17 protein-coding genes are annotated in these 22,555 nt (G+C 52.1%); 9 read left to right on the top strand and 8 right to left on the bottom strand.

Translation table 11 applies throughout. From position 1 onward, the window contains the following. Window positions 1-312: 312 nt before the first annotated feature. From AB1L42_RS21240 to AB1L42_RS21230, 3 genes are all read left to right on the top strand, one after another. Complete coding sequence (locus AB1L42_RS21240; protein ID WP_367061165.1) at window positions 313-483, top strand: hypothetical protein; 171 nt, start codon at window positions 313-315, stop codon at window positions 481-483. A gap of 49 nt (window positions 484-532) precedes the next feature. Then, the gene (locus AB1L42_RS21235; RefSeq protein WP_367061162.1) at window positions 533-1,171 is read left to right on the top strand and encodes a hypothetical protein; all 639 of its coding nucleotides are present in this window, start codon (window positions 533-535) and stop codon (window positions 1,169-1,171) included. Between the two features lie 124 nt (window positions 1,172-1,295). Then, the gene (locus AB1L42_RS21230; RefSeq protein WP_367061159.1) at window positions 1,296-1,646 is read left to right on the top strand and encodes a hypothetical protein; all 351 of its coding nucleotides are present in this window, start codon (window positions 1,296-1,298) and stop codon (window positions 1,644-1,646) included. 115 nt (window positions 1,647-1,761) lie between these two features. Here the strand turns inward: AB1L42_RS21230 and AB1L42_RS21225 are convergent, their stop codons facing one another. The 4 genes from AB1L42_RS21225 to AB1L42_RS21210 form a co-directional block, all read right to left on the bottom strand. Beyond that, on the bottom strand, window positions 1,762-2,403 hold the full coding sequence (locus tag AB1L42_RS21225; RefSeq protein ID WP_367061156.1) for a DNA alkylation repair protein: 642 nt from the start codon (window positions 2,401-2,403) through the stop codon (window positions 1,762-1,764). Between the two features lie 187 nt (window positions 2,404-2,590). Beyond that, complete coding sequence (locus AB1L42_RS21220; protein ID WP_367061153.1) at window positions 2,591-3,664, bottom strand: FUSC family protein; 1,074 nt, start codon at window positions 3,662-3,664, stop codon at window positions 2,591-2,593. Between the two features lie 12 nt (window positions 3,665-3,676). After that, the gene (locus AB1L42_RS21215; RefSeq protein WP_367061150.1) at window positions 3,677-4,942 is read right to left on the bottom strand and encodes an HlyD family secretion protein; all 1,266 of its coding nucleotides are present in this window, start codon (window positions 4,940-4,942) and stop codon (window positions 3,677-3,679) included. Between the two features lie 63 nt (window positions 4,943-5,005). Beyond that, window positions 5,006-5,224 carry a DUF1656 domain-containing protein gene (locus AB1L42_RS21210; protein WP_367061147.1) on the bottom strand — a complete coding sequence of 73 codons (219 nt, stop codon included), beginning with the start codon at window positions 5,222-5,224 and terminating at the stop codon, window positions 5,006-5,008. Between the two features lie 271 nt (window positions 5,225-5,495). Between AB1L42_RS21210 and AB1L42_RS21205 the strand changes: the two genes are divergently transcribed. The 6 genes from AB1L42_RS21205 (at window position 5,496) to AB1L42_RS21180 (ending at window position 13,702) form a co-directional block, all read left to right on the top strand. Then, complete coding sequence (locus AB1L42_RS21205) at window positions 5,496-7,052, top strand: efflux transporter outer membrane subunit (protein WP_367061144.1); 1,557 nt, start codon at window positions 5,496-5,498, stop codon at window positions 7,050-7,052. A 23-nt stretch (window positions 7,053-7,075) separates the two neighbouring features. Then, window positions 7,076-7,420: a potassium channel family protein gene (locus AB1L42_RS21200; RefSeq protein WP_367061141.1), complete on the top strand. Its 345-nt coding sequence runs from the start codon at window positions 7,076-7,078 to the stop codon at window positions 7,418-7,420. Window positions 7,421-7,689: 269 nt separating this feature from the next. Continuing rightward, window positions 7,690-9,042 (top strand): Gfo/Idh/MocA family oxidoreductase, encoded by a 1,353-nt coding sequence (locus AB1L42_RS21195; protein ID WP_367061138.1) that lies wholly within the window; start codon window positions 7,690-7,692, stop codon window positions 9,040-9,042. A 48-nt stretch (window positions 9,043-9,090) separates the two neighbouring features. Continuing rightward, complete coding sequence (locus tag AB1L42_RS21190; RefSeq protein ID WP_367061135.1) at window positions 9,091-10,395, top strand: arginine deiminase family protein; 1,305 nt, start codon at window positions 9,091-9,093, stop codon at window positions 10,393-10,395. An 89-nt stretch (window positions 10,396-10,484) separates the two neighbouring features. After that, window positions 10,485-12,572, top strand: coding sequence for a sigma-70 family RNA polymerase sigma factor (locus tag AB1L42_RS21185; RefSeq protein WP_367061132.1), 2,088 nt, complete (start codon window positions 10,485-10,487; stop codon window positions 12,570-12,572). A gap of 230 nt (window positions 12,573-12,802) precedes the next feature. Then, window positions 12,803-13,702 carry a hypothetical protein gene (locus AB1L42_RS21180; protein WP_367061129.1) on the top strand — a complete coding sequence of 300 codons (900 nt, stop codon included), beginning with the start codon at window positions 12,803-12,805 and terminating at the stop codon, window positions 13,700-13,702. A gap of 191 nt (window positions 13,703-13,893) precedes the next feature. Here the strand turns inward: AB1L42_RS21180 and AB1L42_RS21175 are convergent, their stop codons facing one another. From AB1L42_RS21175 to AB1L42_RS21160, 4 genes are all read right to left on the bottom strand, one after another. Continuing rightward, entirely contained in the window at window positions 13,894-15,279 is a 1,386-nt protein-coding gene (locus AB1L42_RS21175; RefSeq protein ID WP_367061126.1) for a DUF1501 domain-containing protein, read from the bottom strand. A 153-nt stretch (window positions 15,280-15,432) separates the two neighbouring features. Then, the gene (locus AB1L42_RS21170) at window positions 15,433-18,333 is read right to left on the bottom strand and encodes a DUF1553 domain-containing protein (RefSeq protein ID WP_367061123.1); all 2,901 of its coding nucleotides are present in this window, start codon (window positions 18,331-18,333) and stop codon (window positions 15,433-15,435) included. A 300-nt stretch (window positions 18,334-18,633) separates the two neighbouring features. Continuing rightward, window positions 18,634-20,088 (bottom strand): arylsulfatase, encoded by a 1,455-nt coding sequence (locus AB1L42_RS21165; RefSeq protein WP_367061120.1) that lies wholly within the window; start codon window positions 20,086-20,088, stop codon window positions 18,634-18,636. Between the two features lie 171 nt (window positions 20,089-20,259). Continuing rightward, on the bottom strand, window positions 20,260-22,554 hold the full coding sequence (locus AB1L42_RS21160) for a DNA translocase FtsK 4TM domain-containing protein (protein ID WP_367061117.1): 2,295 nt from the start codon (window positions 22,552-22,554) through the stop codon (window positions 20,260-20,262). Window position 22,555 lies beyond the last annotated feature (1 nt).

Raw genomic sequence — 22,555 nt, 5'->3', positions numbered from 1 at the left:
TGATTCATCTCGCGTTTGTCAGAAGCGTCGAATTCTGTGGCTGACCCAATCGGGTATAGCCCTTTCTACTACATGAATCGCCAGATCGGAAGCAAGAAGGGGTCGCCGTGCGGACCGGTGTGATGTACCGCTATGAATGCTTGCCAAGCAACTATGCCGTCGCTTGCGTGAGCATGCCATTGGTGTTGGCGAACGGTTCAATCAAATGATGCCCGCACATCGTCTCGGAATAGAAAATTTGTACGTTTTCGATGGTGGCAGCGATTCACTCCCCTGTTTGTGTTTCCCCCGATTGCGAATGCAGTCAATCATGTGGACTTCAATTCTGGGTATTCCCAGGGAGTTTCTTCAGGGCAGGGGAGCATCGGTCATAAGGATTGCGGGCATGGCACCGGTTTTCGGTCCGTTCTGACGGCGGCTTTGATGCAACTTGATAACGTCCTGGAGATTGACGGGCATTTCTTCGATTATTACTCTTACTAACGTTTGATGAGAGATAACCAACGAATACAGCAATCCACGCTGTAGATTAATGCAGAAACTCCCGTATCGAACAAACACAACTTCGCTTTCGGATGACGATCTTATCCTTCTTGACGTTCTCTTTAATGGCTTCGTTCCGTTCAGCATGCTGTGCAGTGACGCCTTTCAATTCCAAGGGCTCTTGGGTTACACGCACAACCTTAACGACGATGAATTGCGGTGCCGCCTTCGACGGTTGGTTGAGCATCGCGTTCTAGAGATTAAGCGCGATGGAAACCGTACCTCTTTTGGTATGACTGCGTATGGTGGAGAACTGTGGTCGCAGGAACGCTGTCCGATTTGGGACCGCTACTGCAGGGACTATGACTCAACAGGATCGGAAATTCGGACGATGATGTCGGTCGTCGCCGTGTCACCGCAAATACGAGATGATTTTCTCCGCTTGTATCCGCTGTATCCAACTCGCGTTCGCACAGCTACAATTTCCAATCATGTCTTGGTTCCCTGGATTACGTTTCCCAAACTTCACGTTGGCATCATGACCTACGTCGAAGAAACCGAAAGGACAGCTGAAGAATATGCTGTCTACTCGGATCGATTGCGTAGACATCACGCGGCGCTGGAGCGTGAACGTAGTTGGTGGAGGAGCGTGTCGGAACTTCAACGATTCATCCCCAACGCTTCGTAGAGGTGCGATGCATCGGAGGTGAATCTTGGCTGGGATTGAGGGCTTTGAATTCTTCACAGTTTTGTGGTGAAGGTCTGCAACTCAGCGGTCTTAGGTTCTTGGTGTCTACAAATGGGGAGGGCGTATGGTCTCACGTCGCAAGGATGATAATCCGAGTGTCTCGTTGCATTCGATTCAGATTGTGGTTTTCTTAGTCGTCAACTTTCTGCTTTGGGGAGTTGCAGCAGGGATCTACAACGGCGGAAGCGGGATGGGAAGCGCTCGTCGATCCCGCAGCAATGTTACCATTTTCGTTGTTTCGTCGGTTGCCACAATTCCTGAGGTCGGATCTGTCATTCCGCACATTTGGAGAAATCACAAGTGGTACGTGGTCGTCTTCGTTGTGATCGAATCATTCTTGGTTTTGTTTCTCTTCTGGATGAAGAAAGTCGATGAAGACATGAAGAGCGGGAATCTCTTTCGAAAGCGCAAGTAATAGTCATTCAGCCTGCCGCCTAAGGTTTCAGGGCGCGATGGTGAAGTCGTCCAGAAAAACCAACAGTTGGATCCGTCAACCGCCTGGCTGTCGAGAGTCTACCCAACAGATACAATTACTCGCGTTTGGCGACTTCGATTCGGATGAATTCGGGAAGGTAGGAGGGTGTGCAGTTCTTCGAAACTGGATCGTCTTTATAGAGCCCCAGTTTTTTCCCCAGCTTGACGCATCTCGCTCGCAGTTTGGGTTCGTATACGCCGATCCAGCCGGCACAGAAATTCATTACCCACTGAACTTCTGGTTCCGCCGACGGCATGTCTGCTTCCAGAGAATCCAGCAGTTCTGAGCTGTTTTCCGGTGGTGGAGTCCTACCTGTCCAACGCAACCGAGCCTGGTGATACCAGAACCAGCGACGCATCACCCGTGACGGATGATCCTGCCACGTCTCCATGAGCGGGACAATCTTCTTGCTCTTGGTGAGTTGATTCGCCAAAAGCCAGTCACTCAGCTGATTACGTTCTTTCTCGTCATGTGCCAACAGGTCGGAGGCAAGTACTTCAATGTCTTGTTCTGTCAACAGTTTGTTGTCAAAGATCAGGGTGGAGAGCAGTCGCGGGTAATACTCTCCGGTCGCCCACAACTCCCCAGCCAGGTCGTGGTCTTTCTTAATCTCTTTTCCGAGTTTCTTGATGTCGCCGAGCTTTGGTTGATCACTCAACTCAGCGACAAGCTTTCGTGCTCGCGATGATAAGGGCATTTCCTCAGCCTCCAACTCACTTGCGAAAAATCAAGACATCGAAAACTAACTAGTCAAACTGCTACGTTCCTTCAGCTTGACGCTGATCTCATTTGGAATGTCCAACGTGGCTACAGAATCTTGCCAACGCAAGCGAGGGCGAAGTACCTGTCGCTTCGTGCAAATCGGTTGAGAGGCGAACGAGATCCTACTGTTCGTTGCCTGGTAATGCGATTTGACGCTTCGGAATGAATGGTTCGAACAACGAGTACACCACCGAGATAATCACTCCTACGATGACGACCAGCAATGCGGCGTCGATTGGCAATTGAAATGAGTATTGCTGTTGGTTGCTGATCCCGGCCATCGCAAAGAACAGAAACAACATCATTAGTTTCGGAGCTCCCCCTAGGTAACCTGCGATGTAAGTGTAGCTAAACACCAAAGTCAGGAGTTCTGCCCCCGTACTCAACCTGGGCATGATCAGCCAGGTCATCGGGGCAGCGACGAACAAGGTGGCTGCAACTAAGGCTGGCCAGATTTTCCAAGGCGGCGAGACAGATTCGCGAGCGAGAACCAGCGACAGAACGCCAACCAACATCGGGACTTTAGATCCTGGGGGAAGATAAACCAGATACCAAATGACAAAGGCGACGATAAAAGCCAATGGCGGAAAGAGTAATTCGATGAGAGTTCTCGGTTCCCACAAGCGTGCAAGTGCTGAGGCTGGCGGATTCGGTTCCGGACCAGTTCCTGTCTGAACCTGAGAAGCCTCCGATTCAGGCTGTGGCCAAAACATCCATTCGATCATCGAGAAGATGATGACACCAGCCGTTGTTTCTAGCCAACGAAAAGTGCCAAAGTAGAATGCGTTTTCAAAATGAGGATAGGTGTCGGCCCAGACAATCAGTGGCAAGAACGCGGCCATGAACCATGCGTACGGGTACTGACTGGCCTTCATCACAGCCCCGATCATGAATAAATTCACCGAGAGGGCCAGCAACATGAGGCACGGGTTTGAATTGAACAGTCCCAGTAGTACGAATCCTATTAAGATGCCGACCGTAGTCCCCAAGACACGCGAGCTTCCTTTTTCGATGGAGGCTTCTGCAGTCCCCAAGCTAATGATTGCGATTGCGAAGGCGCCGTATTCCGTCAGTGGCCAATTTAAATACAGCGCCAACCAATAGAACAACGTCATGCTTAAGGCGAGTTTAAATGCCTCTTGGTGACGAATGACAGTTTTAGCGCCGGTAGGAGAACTGTCGGGTGGTGTGACCATTGCAATCTGGGATTATTGCTGAATTGAAACTGACGCGGTTGTCCCCGCGACGAGGTGGAGGTCGTCCGGAATTTCTTTGAGGCGAATCCGCACGGGAACGCGTTGTGCTAGCCGAATCCACTCAAACGTTGGCGCAATCGTGGGAACAAGGTTATCCGGCCCCTCTGTATTCGCGAGGTTGGGTGGGTTGATTGCGTAGCCAATGCTCTCGACTTCTCCTTCGAGTCGGCGTTCTTGGTGCCCCATCAGGGTAATGAGAGCCCGATCACCAGGTTGAATCTTTTTCAGTTTTGTTTCCTGGAAGTAGCCGTCTACACGAAACGATGTGGAGTCAACAAACAGAGCAAAAGGAGTTCCCGGAGTGACAAAAGTGCCGCTCAGCAGATCCATGTTGGTGATGTACCCGTCATTCGGCGCGAAGATTTCAGTCCAACTCAGATTAAGTTTGGCCTCTTCCAGTTTCACGCGTGCGTTACGAATACGTACGTTCCCGTCTCCTGGCTCGCCGAGAGTCGCTCGAGTCTGTTGGAGTTCCGCTCTTGCGGTGATGACACCGGAATGTGCTTCTGCCAACCCATCTTTGGCGATGGCGAGTCGGGCATTTGCTTCGTTTCGTAAGACCTGGGTTTTCGCGAGCGTTGCCAGCGCTTTAACTTCACCCGCCTTGGCGATCTCAAGATCTGCCAGAAACGCATTAACTGATGCGGCCTTGGCTTCTGCGATTTCCTCCGAACCAGCCTTTTGATCTGCCAACCGTCGGGCACGCGCTGCTTCTCGCTTGGCTTCTTCGAGCAGTGCTTTCGTTCGTTCCACAAGCGCTCGTGCAGAGGTAACGCCTGCCTCGGACTCTTTGATCGTCGCTTCCGCAGACTCGATGCTCGACTGCGCTTCGACAATCCTGCTTTTGGCTGAATCGACGGACGTCTCACGCTGCTTCACCATCGCCTCTGCAGCTTTAACGGACGCCTCGAGCGCCGCAACTGCTTCACGAGCCTCGTCCAGAGCGACCTCGGCATTGTCCACGGCCAACTGGTAGGAGCTTGGATCGATTCGGAAGAGCAGATCTCCCTTCCGGACGAATTGATTGTCGGTGACATTTACGTTGACGAGGTAGCCACCTACTCGAGGAGCGATTCTGACGAGGTCTGCCCGCACCTGCCCATCCCGAGTCCAAGGGTGGGATTGATACTGTTGGTAAAGCAAATAGGCGGAACCCAGCCCCACGAGAAGTAAACCAAGTGTGGCGAGTTTGGGAATGAATTGCTTTCGCTTACCCATAGTAGTCGAGGTCTTCCAAGATTGGTCGGACGATGTTGAGAGATCTGGCGATTTTGTTCCAAGCTAAGGAGGGATGACGGTCAAACCGATCAATGATGTCATCAGAAGCCAAATCGCAATGAAGAGCAACCCGGGGTTCCAGAACCATCGGTCACCCCCAGTTAATTTGAGTAGTTTGTGAATCCCAATTGCACAAAGAAAGCCGACCATCACGGTAAAGAAGAATGGGGGAAAATAGATCGAATTGAACGCGACCTCTGTTGGAGTTCTTTGGCCAAGCACGAAAAAAATCCCATTATGTCAAGAATATCTTGAAACAGTGATCTTAGTCAGTCCCTCTAAAGATTCGCAGGAAGTGAAAACATTTGAGTAAGAAACCTCACTGAGATCGAGTGATTGCGCCGATGATTCCGATTGTAGGGAATTGCCGGGTTGGATGGTATTGCGACTATAGTGACGGTTCAATGGAATGTGCCAACGGAGTCATACAGCTTGGAGTTTTTCCATTGCCGTAAGATTCCGCGCGCTGTGGTTGATCTGCATTGGCTTCTCGGTGACAGGAATCTTCGGTTGCAGCCTACCAGAATGGGCCGATAACGGCCTCAAACTCGGGCCGAATTACCAAGCTCCAGCCGCTGGAATTGCCGAGAATTGGATTGACAGCGATGACCCGCAGGTTCTCGAATGTCCTCCGAGCTATGTGAACTGGTGGGCGGTGTATCAGGACCCAGTACTCGAGCATCTGATTGAAACTGCTTATCAACAGAATCTCAGTGTGCGGGAGGCTGGCTGGCGAATTGTCCAGGCTCGGGCACAACGAGCGATCGTGGTCGGAGACCTGTTTCCTCAAGATCAGTTTCTGAACGGCGGCTACACGAGGCGGCAGATTAGCGATCTTGCGCAACCCTTACTGGTCCCCGAACCAGAGTTCAGGCGCAGCTTTGATAATTGGCTTTACGGCGGCAAACTCAGCTGGGAACTGGATGTGTGGGGGCGGTTTCGTCGTTCGGTTGAGTCGGCTGATGCTGGTTTAGATGCTTCCGTCGCGGAATATGACGCGATTCTCATTTCACTGATCGCCGAGGTTGCAACGACTTACATCGAAATTCGCACGTTGGAGCAGCGTTTGGAATATGCTCAAAAGAATGTGCGGACTCAGGAAGAGAGCTTGCGACTAACTAAGACCCGGGCAGAGGAAGGCAAGACAGCTGATGTCAGTGTACATCTTGCAAAGTCCAACTTAGCATCGACCAAAGCCACCATCCCTTCTCTGGAAATCGGCCTCAGGCAAGCGAACAATCGTCTCTGCACGCTGCTTGGATTTCCGACTTCCGACCTGCACTATATGCTCGGAGACGGTACCATTCCGCCTCCCCCAGCTCAGGTTGCGGTGGGGATCCCGGCGGACCTGTTGAGGCGTCGGCCTGACGTTCGGGCAGCAGAAAGGCGAGTGGCAGCTCAAAGCGCACAAATCGGTGTGGCCTTAGCGAATCTCTATCCTTCGATCTCCATTACCGGGGAAATCGTAGTGACTGCTGAGAACTTCTCCGACTTGTCCAACTCTTTGAGTTGGGGCGGGAGCATTGGTCCATCGTTTCGTTGGAATTTTCTGAACTATGGCCGGCTCATTAGCAATGTGCATCTCCAGAATGCACGTCTTCAAGAATTGATCACAACCTATCAAAACACCGTACTCGTGGCGAATGAAGAAGTGGAAAGCGCTTTGGTTTCCTATCTTCGAACTCAGCGGCAGGTTGTCTCGCTCTCAGAGAGCGCGCAAGAAACAAAGCGTGCTTTGGAACTGGAATTACTGAGATTCCAAGAAGGCGAAACTGACTTCTCTGGCGTTTTTGTACTTCAAGGTGACCTGGCATTAAAGCAGGATCAACTCGCGACTGCCCAAGGTCGAGTGGCATCGAGTTTGGCAGAGGTTTATAAGGCTTTGGGTGGTGGTTGGGAAATCAGTTGTCGAGAAGTCTATGAGCATCCAGGAGAATATTCCGAAGAGTTTGTTCTCTCACCAATCGAGGAGACGGGTGAAATCGTCCCACCTCAACCGACTCCGCGACTTGATGCCGAGACTTCCATGTCAGACCTTCCCGAGAATTGAGCGGGCGATCAAGGGCTGGAAACATGAAACAACGCATCCACGCTTTTTCAACTTTTTGCCTGCACTTCTTCACGTATGTGCTTCACGTCCGTGAAGCACTGTTCGGATTGGTGGCCTTGGTCTGTCTGGGAGCTCTTGGATTCTCCTCATTAGAAGGGCGAACGCTTTCCGAATCGATCTACTTCGCATTCATCACAGCTCTGTCAATCGGCTACGGCGACATTGCACCAAAAACTCCAGGTGGCCGCATCCTGAGTATTTCGATTGGCTTGGTTGGCATGGTCTTCATTGGCTTGTCAGTTGCAGTTGCCACGAAGGCTCTAGGCGACACAGTCAAGCAGTTTCACGAAGAGAACACCGATACCTAAACATTGAAAGAGTAGGCGGGAGCTCGGCCTGCACATACTGAGTCGGATTCATTGCTGATTTAAAATCCTAAGAAGACTCTGAAGCCGTTCTTTGATTCCATTCTCGAGGAAAGAATCCCTCGACTTTGAGCGATTTATTCGCTCGCATCTCTGATGTGGTGAGTTGCAGTCGACTTGTCTACATCGCTTTCAGCTGGCGAGGCTTGCAATCCGTGTGCTGAATCAATGAGAGTATTGAGAAGAGAATCGAATTGACCTTGGGAATCATTATGAAACGCAGAAGATTTCTGCAGCTGAATGCGTTGGCGACTGCTGCTTTCTTGACACGATCTTTGAACGCAAAGACCCGGGCATCTGCGAATGAGCGGTTGGGAGTGGGGATCGTGGGATTAGGCTCGCGAGGGTTCAATCTCCTCGACGAGTTTCTGGTTCATCCGGAAGTTCAAGTAACAGCTGTATGTGACGTTCACGATCTTCACTATCGAGATCGCCCGTGGGGAACTGGCCCAGCGATGGGACGTGTTCCGGCTCGTCTCGCTGTGGAAGAGAAGTATGGAAAGGCCCGCAAGTCCGGCACGTATCGCGGGCTAATGTTGACCTCCGATTATCGTTACGTGTGCGATTTTGATCGAGTCGATGTGGTTGTTGTTGCGACACCCGATCATTGGCACGCAGGATGTGTGTTAGCCGCGTTGGAAAAAGGTAAAGACGTTTACTGCGAGAAGCCAGTGACTCATCTGTTTGCGGAAGGACAGCAGATTGTTGAGAAGGTCAACTCGACCGGAGCTGTCTTTCAAACCGGTTCGCAGCAGCGGTCGGACAAACTCTTTCAGCGTGCAGTGAATCTTGTTCGCAATGGAGTGCTGGGCGAAATCTCATCGATCGAAGTCGGATTGCCGCCAGGATATGATCAGCCTCAAGCGAGTATCGAAACTCCTCAGCCACCGATCGGGTTGGACTACGAGATGTGGTGCGGTCCGTCGCCGAAGTTGCCTTACATGCGAGCGAGGCATCATCGCTGGTGGCGCGGGTCACGAGCCTATGGTGGCGGAGTGCTGATGGACTGGATCGGCCATCACAACGACATCGTGCACTGGTCACTCAACCTCGACAAAGGGGGCCCTACGGTTGTGGAGGCGGTCGATTGGTCGTTTCCAGAAACAGACGTCTACAATACGCCCCACCATTACACCATTCGGTGTGAGTACGAGAATGGAGTTACTTCGACGATCTCCGACAAAAATACTTTGGGGACGAAATGGATCGGGACCAATGGTTGGCTGCATGTGACCCGTGGCAAGATCACTGCTTCTGACACGCGTTGGGTTGGTAAGGATTTCAATCCAGGGGATGAACGTGTCGAACAGGTGATCAGCCACGTCGACAATTTCGTCCAGAATGTTCACAGTCGCGGTATCTGTCTGGCTCCTGCAGAGACAGCTCATCGCTCGATAACTCCGGGTCACTTGGGATATGTGTCACAGGTACTTCAGCGGCCTTTGAAATGGGATGCGGAGCGTGAAGTCGTCGTGAATGATGATGAAGCCGATCGTATGCTGAAGAGCGTGGACTATCGGTCGAATTGGGAGTCGCTCCTGTCACAGCGGAGTGACAAGTCGTAAGAAACCGGAGTCGGTTTGCTGTTCGTCAACCCGTAGGACCAAGTGCGTATGAACTCTTTGCAGCTGTGTCGACTCGTTTTGGCAGTGTTCATCACTCTCGTCGGAGCTTCGGATCGCCTTGCTGCTCAAACGGCTTCGTTTAAAGCGGGCAGCAATGCAGAATGGGACCGTGCTACGTGGGCACTCGTGCATACTCCGGGTGAGGAACTTTTCTACGGCGTTCTGCATCCGGAAGCAGCCCTGTTTGAGCGTCCATTTTCTTCAACGCTTGCAGCGAAGGAACACGAACATTTTGTTCAACAGCTGCGAAATCAGGGAATTTCAGTTGTTCAGCTGCGCGATGCGGTTCTCGCAGGCACTGTCGACGAGAACGGCCGTGAGCTGCCGGGGCCTGCTCTCGATGAGTTGAGAGAATTTGCGTTTCGGTTCGTCACACTCGAATCGGACCCTCCTGTGTCGGAGAGTCAGCAGGATCAACTGAAGAAAAAATACTTTGCTGAATCGTTCCAGCAATTACATCCCGATGAGTTGTGGTCGACGATTGTTTTGAATCCGAAGATCACGCTTCGATCGACAGGTGATCTGAATACGGGAGTCGTCGCGGACTATGCCGTTCGGCCGGTGATGAATTTGTATTTCATGCGAGATCAGGTCATCACCACGCGTCGCGGAGTTGTCGTTGGGAAAATGAATTCCGAACAACGACACATCGAAACGGAAATCGTGCGGTTCGCTCTCGGACGAATTGGAATCAAGCCGATCGGTGTCATCGAAGAACCCGGACGCCTGGAGGGAGGAGACTTTCTGCCCGCCGGAGATCGAGTGTTTATCGGTGAAGGACTGCGAACCAATTCGGCTGCGATTCAGCAACTCCTCGATGCAGATGCATTCGGGACTGATGAAGTCGTCGTCGTCAAAGATCCGTGGCGGCAACAGGTGCAGATGCATCTGGACACCTACTTCAATCTCGTCGCTGACGATCTGGCTCTGCTCGCGGAAAATCGACTTGGCGAAAGCGATCACGGCCCCACGGTTGATGTCTTCAAGAAAAATGCAGACGGGTATGAGCTGCAGGCATCCGGAATGAAATTTCCCGCTTACTTGAAATCTATTGGCGTCCGAGTGATTCCCGTCAAACAGCAGGACCAATTGAAGTACGGCTGTAACGTGCTCACCTTGAAGTCGAACGAGGTCTTCGTCGTCGACGGGGTGAGTAATGAGTTTCTCAAGACACTCAAGGAAGCAGATGTTACTGTGCATGTTGTCGATTTCTCGAATTTGACAGGAGGTTACGGCGCGTGTCATTGCACCGTGCAGGTGCTGTCACGCAAACAAGCTGTTGATGGTCGTTAAGTGGCGCGGCGAAGAACTTCTGAGAATCTTTCGTATTCTTTGCATTCTCCGCGCCCGAATCTGGTCCGTGGTGGAACTTCCTTTCTGATATGTCTCAGCTCACTTCATCGCACGCAGCAACGAATCTCGACAACTCCGATTCGCACGAACGTCTCAGCGACTCGGATTTGTTGGCGAAATTCGTTCGATTGAAGAGTGAGTCTGCATTTGCCGCACTGGTTGAGCGATACGGAAGCCTCGTTTATTCCGTAGCGATTCGCACAGTCAGGCATCGTCAGAGTGCTGAGGATGTCACGCAAGCGACATTTCTGGTCCTCGCTCGTGATGCCGGAAAAGTCCGTAAATCAGAAGCGCTCGCAGCATGGTTGCATGGAGTTTCGCAACGAATTGCGCGGAAGGCTCTGAGACGCAAGAGTAAAGAACTGGTGAGTGATGCCGTGGAGAGGATCCCGAAATCGTCTGAGACGCTGGAAGAAATTCAGTCCATTCATGAACAGAAAGTTCTGGACGAAGAGCTTCAAGGGCTTCCTCCTCAATACCGCGATGCACTCATTCTTCACTTTCTGGAAGGACTCACTTACGACCAGACAGCTGATCGTCTCGGAGTGACGGTCGGTGTCGTCGAAGGCCGGATTAAGCGTGGGAAGCGAGAACTCCGCCTCCGCCTCACTCGGCGTGGTGTCGGGCTGATGACAGCTCTGGCAGCCATGTCGTGGTCGCAAGAAGCCGCTGCTGCGGTCGTTCGTCCAGAACTCATTCAGACCATCACATCGACCGGACTGGCCGTGACTCAGGGAACAGCGTTTCCCGGAGCATGTTCCCCGGAAGCCGTCTATCTCGCGGGAAAGGAAGTGGCAATGATTTCGACAGCAAAGTTGGCATTGGTTGTCTGCAGTCTCACGATTGCAGTTGGAACAGGTTGGGCGACGCACGCCAGCCTGGCGAGTGACGTCACCTCAAGTGGCAATCCATTCGGGACAGTCGTTGAGAAGGACTCACAAGCAGACGCGTTCGACGCCAATTCTACAGACTTCAAAGCAATCGACTCGACGGCGAGTCAATCGTCAACTGAGACTCAAGATGCCTTTGGAGTTGCGAGTGATGTGAGTGCTCTAGCACAAGGAGGCAGTGCTTCGAGCGGACCCGGAGATCCCAATCGTTCTAATGCTGGCCCTGGTGTTGATGCGGGGAACGATCCTCTCAGCGAATTCAACTCAGATCTTCTCTACTCGATGGCAGATGGGCTCCCTGAAGGAGCTCAACGTGAAGCGACTCGACAGGCACTTGACCGATTGATTGCTAATCTCATTGCAATCGAGAAGTCGTTAAACGCTCAAGAGATTTCAAATCCGCAACAACTTGAAACAGCCCGAAAAGAGATTGAGTTTCTGAAGGCACTCTTGAAACTCCAAGGTGGATCTGAGGTGCCAAGTGCCAACGATCCAGCGAGCGGCGCAGGAAGCGGAATGGCCGATCAAGGTGGGGCATCCGGGATGTTTTCCCAAAATCCTTTCGACGGCTCTGGGGCGGGAGCGAGCGGAGTTCCGGTTGATTCACCGATTGCAGTCGAAAGAAATCAGTCTCCTCAGGAAGAACGAATTTTGGAATTGCTGGATGAGACCACAAGTTTAGAATTTCCAGGGTCTCCACTGAGTGATGTGACCACATTTCTTTCGGAGCACTACAACATCCCTGTCTATATCGACGAAAGAGCATTGAGTGAAGAAGGGCTCACTGTTGATGACGAAGTTTCCATTGACATCAAGAATGTCCCATTGTCGACAGGTTTGAAGTTAATGCTCAAACCGCTTGAATTGACCTATCTCGTGAAAGACGAATTGCTTTACATCACGACAAAGTACAGCGCAGAAGAAGAGTATGTGACTCGCGTTTACGATGTTCGATCACTCAATGTTCATGACCCTGAAACTTTGGCTGATGTTCTTCTTAACACCGTTGGAGTTGTTTCCTGGAGACATCAAGATGGAGAAGGGGATATCTCGTTTTTCAACGGAAGTGTCATCATTCGTCAGACACCTGCCGTTCATGACGAAATTGAAACGCTCCTCAATCAACTTGCCAAGCAGATTCGTTCCAATCCAAACTCCCCCGATTGGCCTGTCCATGATCGGCCCGAACCTGCCTCATTCGGTGGCGGATTTATGGGTGGTGGTTAATCACAGTAAAAAAGTGTTGATTCTCTCAACGGCCGACGTTTCACTTGAGAGAGTGTTTCAACGACCGGAACAAGTACAAGCAGCCACTCAGTCGACAATTCTTACTGCGTGGCTGCTTTCTATCTTTTATTTCATTGAGACAATGCAGAAGGTTTTCGCGAATCCTTCACCGATCGCTCGGTAAATTCCATCTCAACTCCGCTAACAATCGCACTCGCTGGGAGATATGAATGAGAGTTTTCAATCACTGCATGATCTGTTCGACGGGGATTCTTGGACTCATCATTCTTATTTCGCCGGTGAATGCTCAGGAAGGTGAGATTCAACTCGAAGAAGCGCGGCCACCGGTCATTGGAACAATTGTTGTTCCCGAGGAAGAACAAGCTCAGAGCGATGACAATCCTTTTGGCCCTGACAGCGGAGAAGCTGATTCTACAAAAGATAAAACGTCCGAGTCTCAAGTCAGCCCTCGGATCCGCCCAGTGCGAAAGAAAGTCGAAGATGCTCTGCGCGAAACGACAGCTGTCGAAATGTTTGATGTCCCCCTGCGAGATGTCGTCGAATACTTCTCAAGCCTTCATGAGATTCCCATCCTGCTAGACCAAAAAGAACTGGACAACGAAGGGATCAGCCAAGATCACGAATTGACTTTAACGGTCACCGGAGTCGAGTTGCAGGACGCTCTGACACTGCTGCTGGAAACTGCCGAACTTGGTTTCATTGTGAAGAATAACGTTTTGGTCGTGATGCCCAAATACGTTGCAGATGAGTACTACGAAACACGTGTCTATGATGTTCGCGACTTGTATATCGACGATCCCGAAGCTCTGGCGGATGTTCTGATTCACACAACAGGCGATAACTCGTGGAAAGAGCAGGGTGGATCTGGCGATTTGAGCTTCATCCATAGCAGCTTCGTGATTCGTCAGAATCGAGCTACTCATCGCGAGATCGATCGACTCCTCGTTAAGCTGCGAGAAAACCTGAAAGGCTTGGACGATCTTCCAGGTTGGCCAAGGAAAGAGCGAAACGAAGGGGATTCACAAGCACCTCAAGGCAGTGGATTTGGAAGCGGGTTCGGTGGCGGCGGGGCAAGTGCTGGTGGAGGGGGTGGAGGTGGATTCTTCTAAGCCGTTTGTTGAGTTAACAGCATGACTTGCACGCGATCATTTAACATCCGTTCCGGGTTGGAGTTACAGAGAATCCCATCACGCGGGGCAGAGTACCTTAAGAGCATTTTCTTTTTTCGTGTGCACGAGCAAGCACAGCCATTTAACTTATGAAACAGTGCAAGCGACTGCACAGGTAAGAGCAACTTGCTCTAGGCAATGATTTCGTTGACCACTCTGCCCGCCACATCGGTCAGACGGAAGTCGCGACCGGCATATCGATAGGTCAGTTGTTCGTGGTTGATTCCGAGCAGGTGGAGGATCGTTGCATGCAGGTCGTGCATGTGAACTCGGTCGATTGCTGCATGATAACCGAAATCATCTGTTTCTCCGTGTGAGAAGCCAGCTTTGACACCACCACCTGCGAGCCACGTACAGAATCCCTGCGGGTTGTGATCTCGCCCGTTGCTCCCTTGCACAGTCGGTGTCCGTCCAAACTCTCCGCCCCAGACAACGACGGTATCCTCAAGGAGACCTCGAGCTTTCAAATCAGTCAGAAGAGCGGCGATCGGTTGATCCGTTGCGAGGGCGTTTTTGGTATGTCCTTCTTTCAGACCACCGTGTTGGTCCCAAACGTTTCCGGTGGAGAGTTCAACATAGCGAACTCCAGCCTCCAGCAGTCGCCGACCCAGAAGACATTGCCGACCGAAGTTTTCGGTCTCCTTCTTGTCCGTTCCATACAGTTCATGAGTCGCCTGTGACTCTTGCGACAAATCGAGCACTTGCGGAGCGACGCGTTGCATTCGACTTGCTAGATCGTACGACTCGATCATCCCCGTGATTCGAGGGTCACGCCCGATTCGATCGAGATGCGTTTGATTCAGCGACTGAATGAGTTCGAGACGCCGGTGTTGACGTGTGCCATCTTCGCTCGTCGAAGCATGTAAGTGTTCGATCGTGGCGTCGCCCAATTTTCCCTGACGTCCGATCGTTGTTGCCTGATGTTCCGTCGGAAGAAAAGCGGACCCATAGTTACGAGGACCTCCATGGCCGCTGCTTGGACCGATCGCAACAAAAGCTGGAAGATCGTGATTCTCTTTTCCGAGTCCGTAGGAAATCCAGGCTCCTACAGATGGGCGAACAAGATTGTCACTCCCGGTGTGCAGCATGGAAACGGCCTGCCCATGGGACTGTCCCTTGCTGTGCATCGATTTGATGAGTGAGATCTCATCAACTTTCTTGGCGAGATGCGGCAGGAGTTCAGAAACCCACTGTCCAGATTCTCCGTACTGTTGAAACTTCCACGGAGATGCCATCAACGTTGTTTTGGCATCGAGGTTATCGGGAACATCGAAGGGGATTTGACCGCCGTCTCGTTTCTGAAGTTCCGGCTTGTAGTCAAACAGGTCCACCTGACTCGGACCGCCATGCATGAACAGAAAAATCACTCGCTTGGCCGCCGGGCGATGGTGCGGCCCCGGATTCTGAAAGCTGGTGGCTGCTTCGAGTGTTCGGCCCTGAAGACCAGCGAGTGACACGCCAATGCTTCCGGCGGTCAGTTGCTGAAGATGATGACGACGGGTGATCTGTCGTGGCATGGAAGGCTTCCCAGGGATTACAGGCATGTCAACAAATTGTGGCGGGTTGGCTCACGATGTTTTGAATCAGAATTTGATGGAGTACGTCTCTGCTGATTTCGGTTTGATTCTTTGAATTCAACTTCGCTCGGAAGTCCAAAGTTCTTCTCACAGCTAGTCGAGCATCCGAAATGTCGATGATGCGATGATGGCATGGGCAAGGTCAGCCCAGTCCTCTGCGTTCGGCTCTATCTCAGGTGTCTTAGAATCGCTCTCGGAATTCGTTCCGACAGCCGGTGATTGCTCGAATGGCGAAACGAATTGAATCGCAACTTCAGCCTCCTGACTTGTTGCGGTTCGCCCCAGAATTCGGCGATACAACGCTTGGACTTTCTCTTCACTGGTCAACTCGGCCAGTTCGGTAATCTGCTTGCCAATGATTTGCGATCGTTCCGAAATCATCGGCGAATTCAACATCCACAACGATTGGGTGGGCACTGTCGTTTCGGCCCGGCGACCAGTCACGAAATCTGGGTCCGCAAAGTCGAAGACTCTCATCAGAGAGGAAAGCTCATTTCGAATCACCGGTTGATAAATCGTGCGTGTGTTTGTCGAGGCAAGTTGAACTTTCGCATCGTTCGGATTGTTTTGTGAAACGAGAGTTCCCAATGCTGCCACCGGAGATTCTGTCTGTGAATCATCCAGACTTCCCGTAGCTTGCAGCATCGTGTCTCGGATCTGTTCGGCAGAGAGCGGCTTGCGATTCATCCGCCACAACAGACGATTTTCCGGATCGATCTTCCAACGAGATTCATCGTGTTCGCTCGTCTGCTGATAGGTCCGACTCAGCACGATTTCTCGGATGAGCCATTTCGTCGACCAGTTGTGCTGAATGAATTCAACAGCCAACTGATCGAGCAGCTGAGGATGAGAAGGTCGTTCCCCCAAGTGCCCAAAGTTGTCGACGCTGCGCACGAGACCATGACCAATGAGATGCTGCCAGACGCGATTGACATAAACGCGAGCTGTCAACGGATTCTGCGGGTCGGCCAGCCATTCAGCCAGGCTGAGGCGACCACTCTGACCAGCAGGAATCTCCGGAGCTGAATCGTAAGTGGCGACTGTCAGGAATCCGCGAGGCACTTTCGCGCCGAGGTTTCTGGGCTCACCGCGGATGCAAATTGAATAGTCACCTTGATCCTCTGCTTCACGAACCGCCAGTGCGACAGGTGCAGGGGGCGGAGCATCGTCTTTAACTTCCTTGAGGCGGGCTTTTAACTGATCCAGGTGCTCTCGCTGCGCCTCGATTTTGGCGAGGTTTTCATCGGCAGCTTCGGTGTTTTCTTCAGATAGTTCATTCACATTGACGACTTGCAACGCGTCGACAATGACGTACCCATTGGTGTCTGTGTTTGAGATTGTGACAACGAACGGCTTGTCGGCTTGAATCGGGAATCGTCCCACAGGCTGAAGCATCGTCAGCAGTTTGGCCCGCTTGGTTTGATCGACTGAAATCGTCGCTGACCCTTCTGCGTGATCGATAACAACCGGAACATTGCTGGCACGGCCACCCGATCCGGGAAAAGCGAGCCGCACTTCATACTCTCCATCTTCCGGAACATTGACTTCAAAGATGACCTTCTTTTGCCCGAGATCTTGCTTGTCGTCGTGAATGTACCCTTTGCCGATGAAGTTCTTGGAATAGGTCGACGACTTCCAGTTGCCAATCAGCTTTGCCTCGGAATCATCAATTAGAATGCCTTGTTCGAGGATCAAAGAGCGAGTCGATGAATCCTCAAGTTGAGTCAGCTCGGTCTGTGCTTCTTTGATCTCTTTTTCCAGCTTTTGAACTCTCGCGTTGTATTCTGCCAGCGATTGTTCATGCTCCTCTGTCATCGGGAGAGGCTGACGCGTCCAGTTCGAGACGTACTTCTGGATCTCCCCGTCAAGAGTCTGCGTGCTGCGAAGAATGCCAGCGAGAGCGTAGTAGTCTGACGTTGGAATCGGGTCGAATTTGTGATCGTGACAACGGGCGCATCCGACCGTCATTCCAAGAAAGACTTTGCCGATCGAGTTGATCTGTTCGTCGACCACATCCATCCGCAGCTTCTCTTTGTCGCGCTCGCTGAGCATCTTGGTTCCGACCATCAGGAAACCGGTGGCGATCAAATTTCGAGAAGTCTCTTCCATTGACTCTGCGTCGAGAAAGTCGCCAGCAATTTGTTCTCGCACAAATTCGTCGAATGGACGGTCTTCGTGGAAGGTGTCGATGACATAGTTGCGGTAACGCCACGCATTGTGAAATGTCGCGTTGAAGTCCGCACCGTTGGAATCAGCATACCGCGCGACGTCGAGCCAGTGTCGGGCCCAATGTTCGGCAAATCTTTGTGATGCCAGGAGCCGGTCAATGAACGCTTCGATTGCCTTCGGGCTCGCGTCCTCATCAAGGGCTTTCAGATCGTCGAGCGAAGGCGGCAGCCCAGTTAGATCGTAAGCAATTCGACGGATGAGGCTTGATCGTTCGACGTCGGGCATCGGTTGAAGGTCATGTGCTTCCAACTCACTGAGAACAAAGGAGTCGATCCAGCTTCTCGGCCATTCCACATCCTGAACCGTCGGGACGACATGTGATTCAGGTGGCTGGAATGCCCAGAACTGCCGGGCTGCTTCGAAGTCAATTTCTTTCGACTCGCTGCCTCCTTTGACCGGGTCTGTGCGCGAATCAGGAGCACCCATGCTGACCCACTTTTCAAAGTCCTGTATGACTTCTTCCGGGAGCTTCCCCGACGGCGGCATTTCGTAAGACTCGTATCTCAGTGCTTCAAGCAGCACACTCTCGTCGGGTCGACCCGCGACGAGCGAAGGTCCCGAGTCGCCCCCATTCAGGAGTCCAGCTGCCGAATCGACGAGCAGACCTCCCTTCACAGATTTGGTTTCGACGGAGTGACACTCGTAGCAATGTTTGATCAGAACGGGGCGGATTTTCTGTTCGAAGAACTCAATCCCAGCAGAGTCAGCAACCGCTTGCAGGGAGAACAGGAGGGGTAAAGTCGTCCAGAATAAAAATCGGCACACTTGGCGGGTCCGCTTCTTGGGAAGGATGCATCAACGGAAAATGATATCTTCTTGCAGGGTCAAATGAAAACCCCGGTGCTCATCTCGCCGGATGTTCCGAAACACTCTCTCCAACAGGCCGACTGAAAATCGTCACAGAGCTCGAGATGCGATTCTTCGAAACACATCGGAAAGCTTACCTCGCAGCAGGTACTTTACGAAAGAAAGTCTCTGAAAACGCCGCGATTCGCGTTCGAATTGGAATCACAACTCAAACGGCACTTCTCGAGTCAAGCGAGCCTGAGAGGCTTTATGAAACAGCTAATTCTGCGGGTCCGAGCTTTTCGTAGTTTCGGCCTGTGGGCGAGTACGTGAGGATTCAACCTCGTTTGACCAGTCTTGCAACTGTTGAAGCATTCGCTGGGTCAGTTCCGGTTCACTCGCTGACAGATCATTGGTCTCGAAGGGATCTTGTTCAAGATTGAATAACTCGGCCGGTTCCGACGAATCTCCTTTCGGGACATTGCGAGTGACAAACGGACGGACGAGCTTCCAGTTTCCTTCGCGTATCGACGCGTTGTGCGAGTACCTTGGCGTCGTTCGGTTCCACTGCCAGAACAATGGGGTGTTGCGCTCTGCGGGGGATTCCGTTGTCAGACTCGTTACAAAGCTGACACCATCCAGCCGATTGGTTGGCGAGTGTTCGAGGCGGCAAACTTCGATCAGGGTGGGCAGTACGTCGGTGAAATGGACAGGGCGGTCGATAACATGAGGGGCGAAGGTCTTCTTCCAGTTGACCATCAATGGAACGTGAATCCCGCCTTCGTTGACCATGTACTTCGTCCCTCTCAGGTTCAGGTTGAACCGTTCAGCAATAACCGGATCGGGCCCATTATCGCTCGCGAACAGAATAAGAGTTTGCTCGCGAATTCCGAGTTCGTCGAGTTGATACAGGAGCCGACCGATTCCCTCATCGAGAACTTCGATCATGGCGTAAACGGTTGATGTTTGCTTGTCGAATCCTTGCTCAAGAAAGTACCTGATCTTCTCTTCTGGAGCTCCGAGCGGCCGATGCGGAGCGTAATGAGCAAGATGAAGAAAGAACGGTCGCTCGGCGTTTTGAGTCACAAAGTTGATCGCTCGGTCGGTGAAATCGTCGGTCAAATAACGATCTTGGAATTGCTGTGTCTCGTTTTGAACTTGCAGCTTGTATTTAAAATAGTTAGGGACATATAGGTGTCCTGAGAACCCTTCGAAGACATCGAATCCACGATTGAGTGGGTGGTACTCGGAACCGAGCCCCAAGTGCCACTTCCCGATCAGACCGGTCCGATAGCCATTTTTCCGAAAGATGTCTGCCATCGTCGTTTCGTCGAGCCGAAGACGAGTTAGCTCCGGGTAGTCGACCATGTTCAGCGTTACGACTCCCGTCCGGTGAGGGTATCGCCCCGTTAGCAACGCAGCCCGAGCAGGAGCACAGACGGGAGATCCGGAGTAAGCCTGTGAGAACCAGACACTTTCTTCTTTAAGCTGGTCAAGATGCGGAGTCTTGGTGCGGTTCCCGTTGAGGCAGGAGAGATCGCCGAGAGCCATGTCGTCCGCGAGAATCAGAATCACATTCGGGCGAGTCTGATCCAACGGGGATTTCGCAAGGACTTCCGAGTAAGCCTCGATAGCGAACAGCAAGAATCCAATGACAACGGCACTCAACGTATGAAGACAACGGAAGATATTGGACGCCCATCCCGTTGACGAATTCGCTCGAAGATCACGCAATGAAACGCTCCGTTAGATCACCTTCATGGTTTCTCTGGACGTTGCAGAACGGGTGACTCTCGAAGAAACCCGCAGTCGTTTGAGTGAATTGCCTTTAGGGAGATCACTTCAAGCGACAGTCACCGTTCGCATCGGACATTGTGCATAGTCTTGTGCACAGAGCGTTCAGTTTCAATAAGCCATTTCCATTTGCTGTTGGCGTTCTTCCCACTCTTCGTAGCTGCAAATGACTTCACGGCATTTGGAACCGTTGTAATCGCCGACAATACCATCCTCGGCCATGTGATCGATCATTCTCGCCGCTCGGCCGTACCCAACTCCCATCGCTCGTTGCAGAAGGGAAACGCTTCCGCGACCTTCCCGCAGGACGATCTGAACAGCTTGCGAGTAGAGATCGTCTCGTTCGGTCGAAACCCCACCACTCATCGCTCCGGCGGAACTCGCTGCCTTAGTTGCTTGAGCAATTTCCGGTGAGTAACGCGGCTCGTAGTCGCTGTAGAAGTTGATGATCGAGTTGACTTCGTCGTCACTCACGTACGTTCCCTGAGCACGAGTCAGGTTGCTCGTTCCGGGAGCGAGGTACAACATGTCTCCGTTTCCGAGAAGCTTGTCAGCGCCCATTTCGTCAAGCACGACGCGGCTGTCCGTTCGGGAGGCAACCTGGAAGGAGATTCGAGCCGGCAAGTTTGATTTGATCAAACCAGTGATGACGTCCACGGTCGGTTTTTGAGTTGCCAGTACAAGGTGAATTCCGACAGCTCGGGACTTTTGAGCAAGTCGAATAATGTGTGATTCGACTTCCTTGCCGTTCGTCATCATGAGGTCGGCCATTTCGTCGGCAATGATCACGATGTATGGCATCCGCTCAGGAACCTGATCGGCTTCTTCGTCGTCTTCGGTGAGACCCATTCGATCCAGAACGGTTTCCCGTCCCAGCTTGTTGTAGCTGTCGAGATGACGCACTCCGACACGGGCCAGCATGTCGTAGCGCTCTTCCATTTTGTCGACTGCCCAAGCCAAAACAGCCTCAGCCTTTTTCATGTCAGTGATGACAGGGTTCATCAGGTGAGGAATTTTGGTGTACGGACTGAGTTCGACCATTTTCGGGTCAATCATCAGCATGCGCACATCTTCCGGCGATCGCGTCATCAGGATGGAGGTGATCAGCGTGTTGAGACACACACTCTTTCCGGTTCCTGTTCGTCCAGCAATCAACAGGTGAGGCATCTTGGTCATGTCGACGACGAGTGGACGGCCACTCACGTCTTTTCCGAGAAAGATCGGGACCGCCATTTTCTCAGCCTGTTCAGAGCAGGCTTCGGCGAGTTCTTTCAACCGGACGGTCACTTGTTTTTCGTTTGGAACTTCAACTCCAACGGTATTCTTCCCGGGAATCGGTGAGACCACACGAACAGCTGGAACGCGCAGCGCGACAGCCAGATCGTCCGCCAGGTTGACAACCTTAGAAATTCGCAGCCCCGCTTCAAGTTCGAGTTCGAATTGAGTCACCACCGGACCCGTGTCGATCTCAGCGACTTTCACGTTGAGACCAAATTCGTCGAATGTTCGTTCGAGAACCGCGGCTGCTTCCTGAGCTTTCTTGGCGAGGAGTTCAAACGGAAATTCTTCAGCTTCTTCGAGAATGTCCAACGAGGGGAGTTCGACATGCTGAAGCGACTCTGAAGTCTTCGGACGGAACATCTTCCCGAGTACGCTGTTGTTGCGCGATGCGACAGTGATCGGAGGATTGACTTTGAATTCCGTCGGCACCCGGTGTTCGATTTCAGGCTCGTCGTCTTGCACTTCTTCGTTTTGAATTTCTGCGACTGAGTCCGATGCGGTTTCGATTTCACGTGCACGTTCAAGCAGTGCCTTCTGACGTTCGCTTCGACGTTTGTAGAACTGCGTCACCAACCATGTCACAGGGCGGATCAGAGCCTTGAGTACGCGGAGCGTGAGACGAAACAGAACCGTTTCCGTCGCCAACAGCAAGCCGACTGAGAAGATCGTCCCGATGATGACTGTGGAACCAACGACTGAAAATCGTTCGGTCAGCAGGACTTTTCCCCATGCTCCAAGATAGCCGCCGCTTCCGATGAGTGGAGAGGCTGGCAAGCGTGGAACAGCGAGTTGCAAGAGCAGACACAGCGATATCAACATCGCCACAACTCCGACCATTCGAATGAATGGGTCAGCAATTTGCTTTCGGGAGAAGAGTCCAATGTCCAGACAGAACATCCCGAACAGCAGAAACCAGGCTCCCAATCCAAATGTATTCACGAGCGCGTGAGAGAGGAGGGCACCAGTCGGTCCACAGAGGTTCATTGCTTGTGACCGCGCAGGGTAAACCAGATTCGACGGTGGATCCGCCGGATCGTAGCTGTACAGGGCCAATCCGATGAACAAAGTGACAGCGAACAGCCCCAGCGCCAGCAGGTCGGTTTTTAGGCGATGGTAATCGATCATA

It is taken from the genome of Thalassoglobus sp. JC818, from assembly GCF_040717535.1.
GTDB lineage: Bacteria > Planctomycetota > Planctomycetia > Planctomycetales > Planctomycetaceae > Thalassoglobus.
This window is presented reverse-complemented; position numbering and strand designations above follow the sequence as displayed.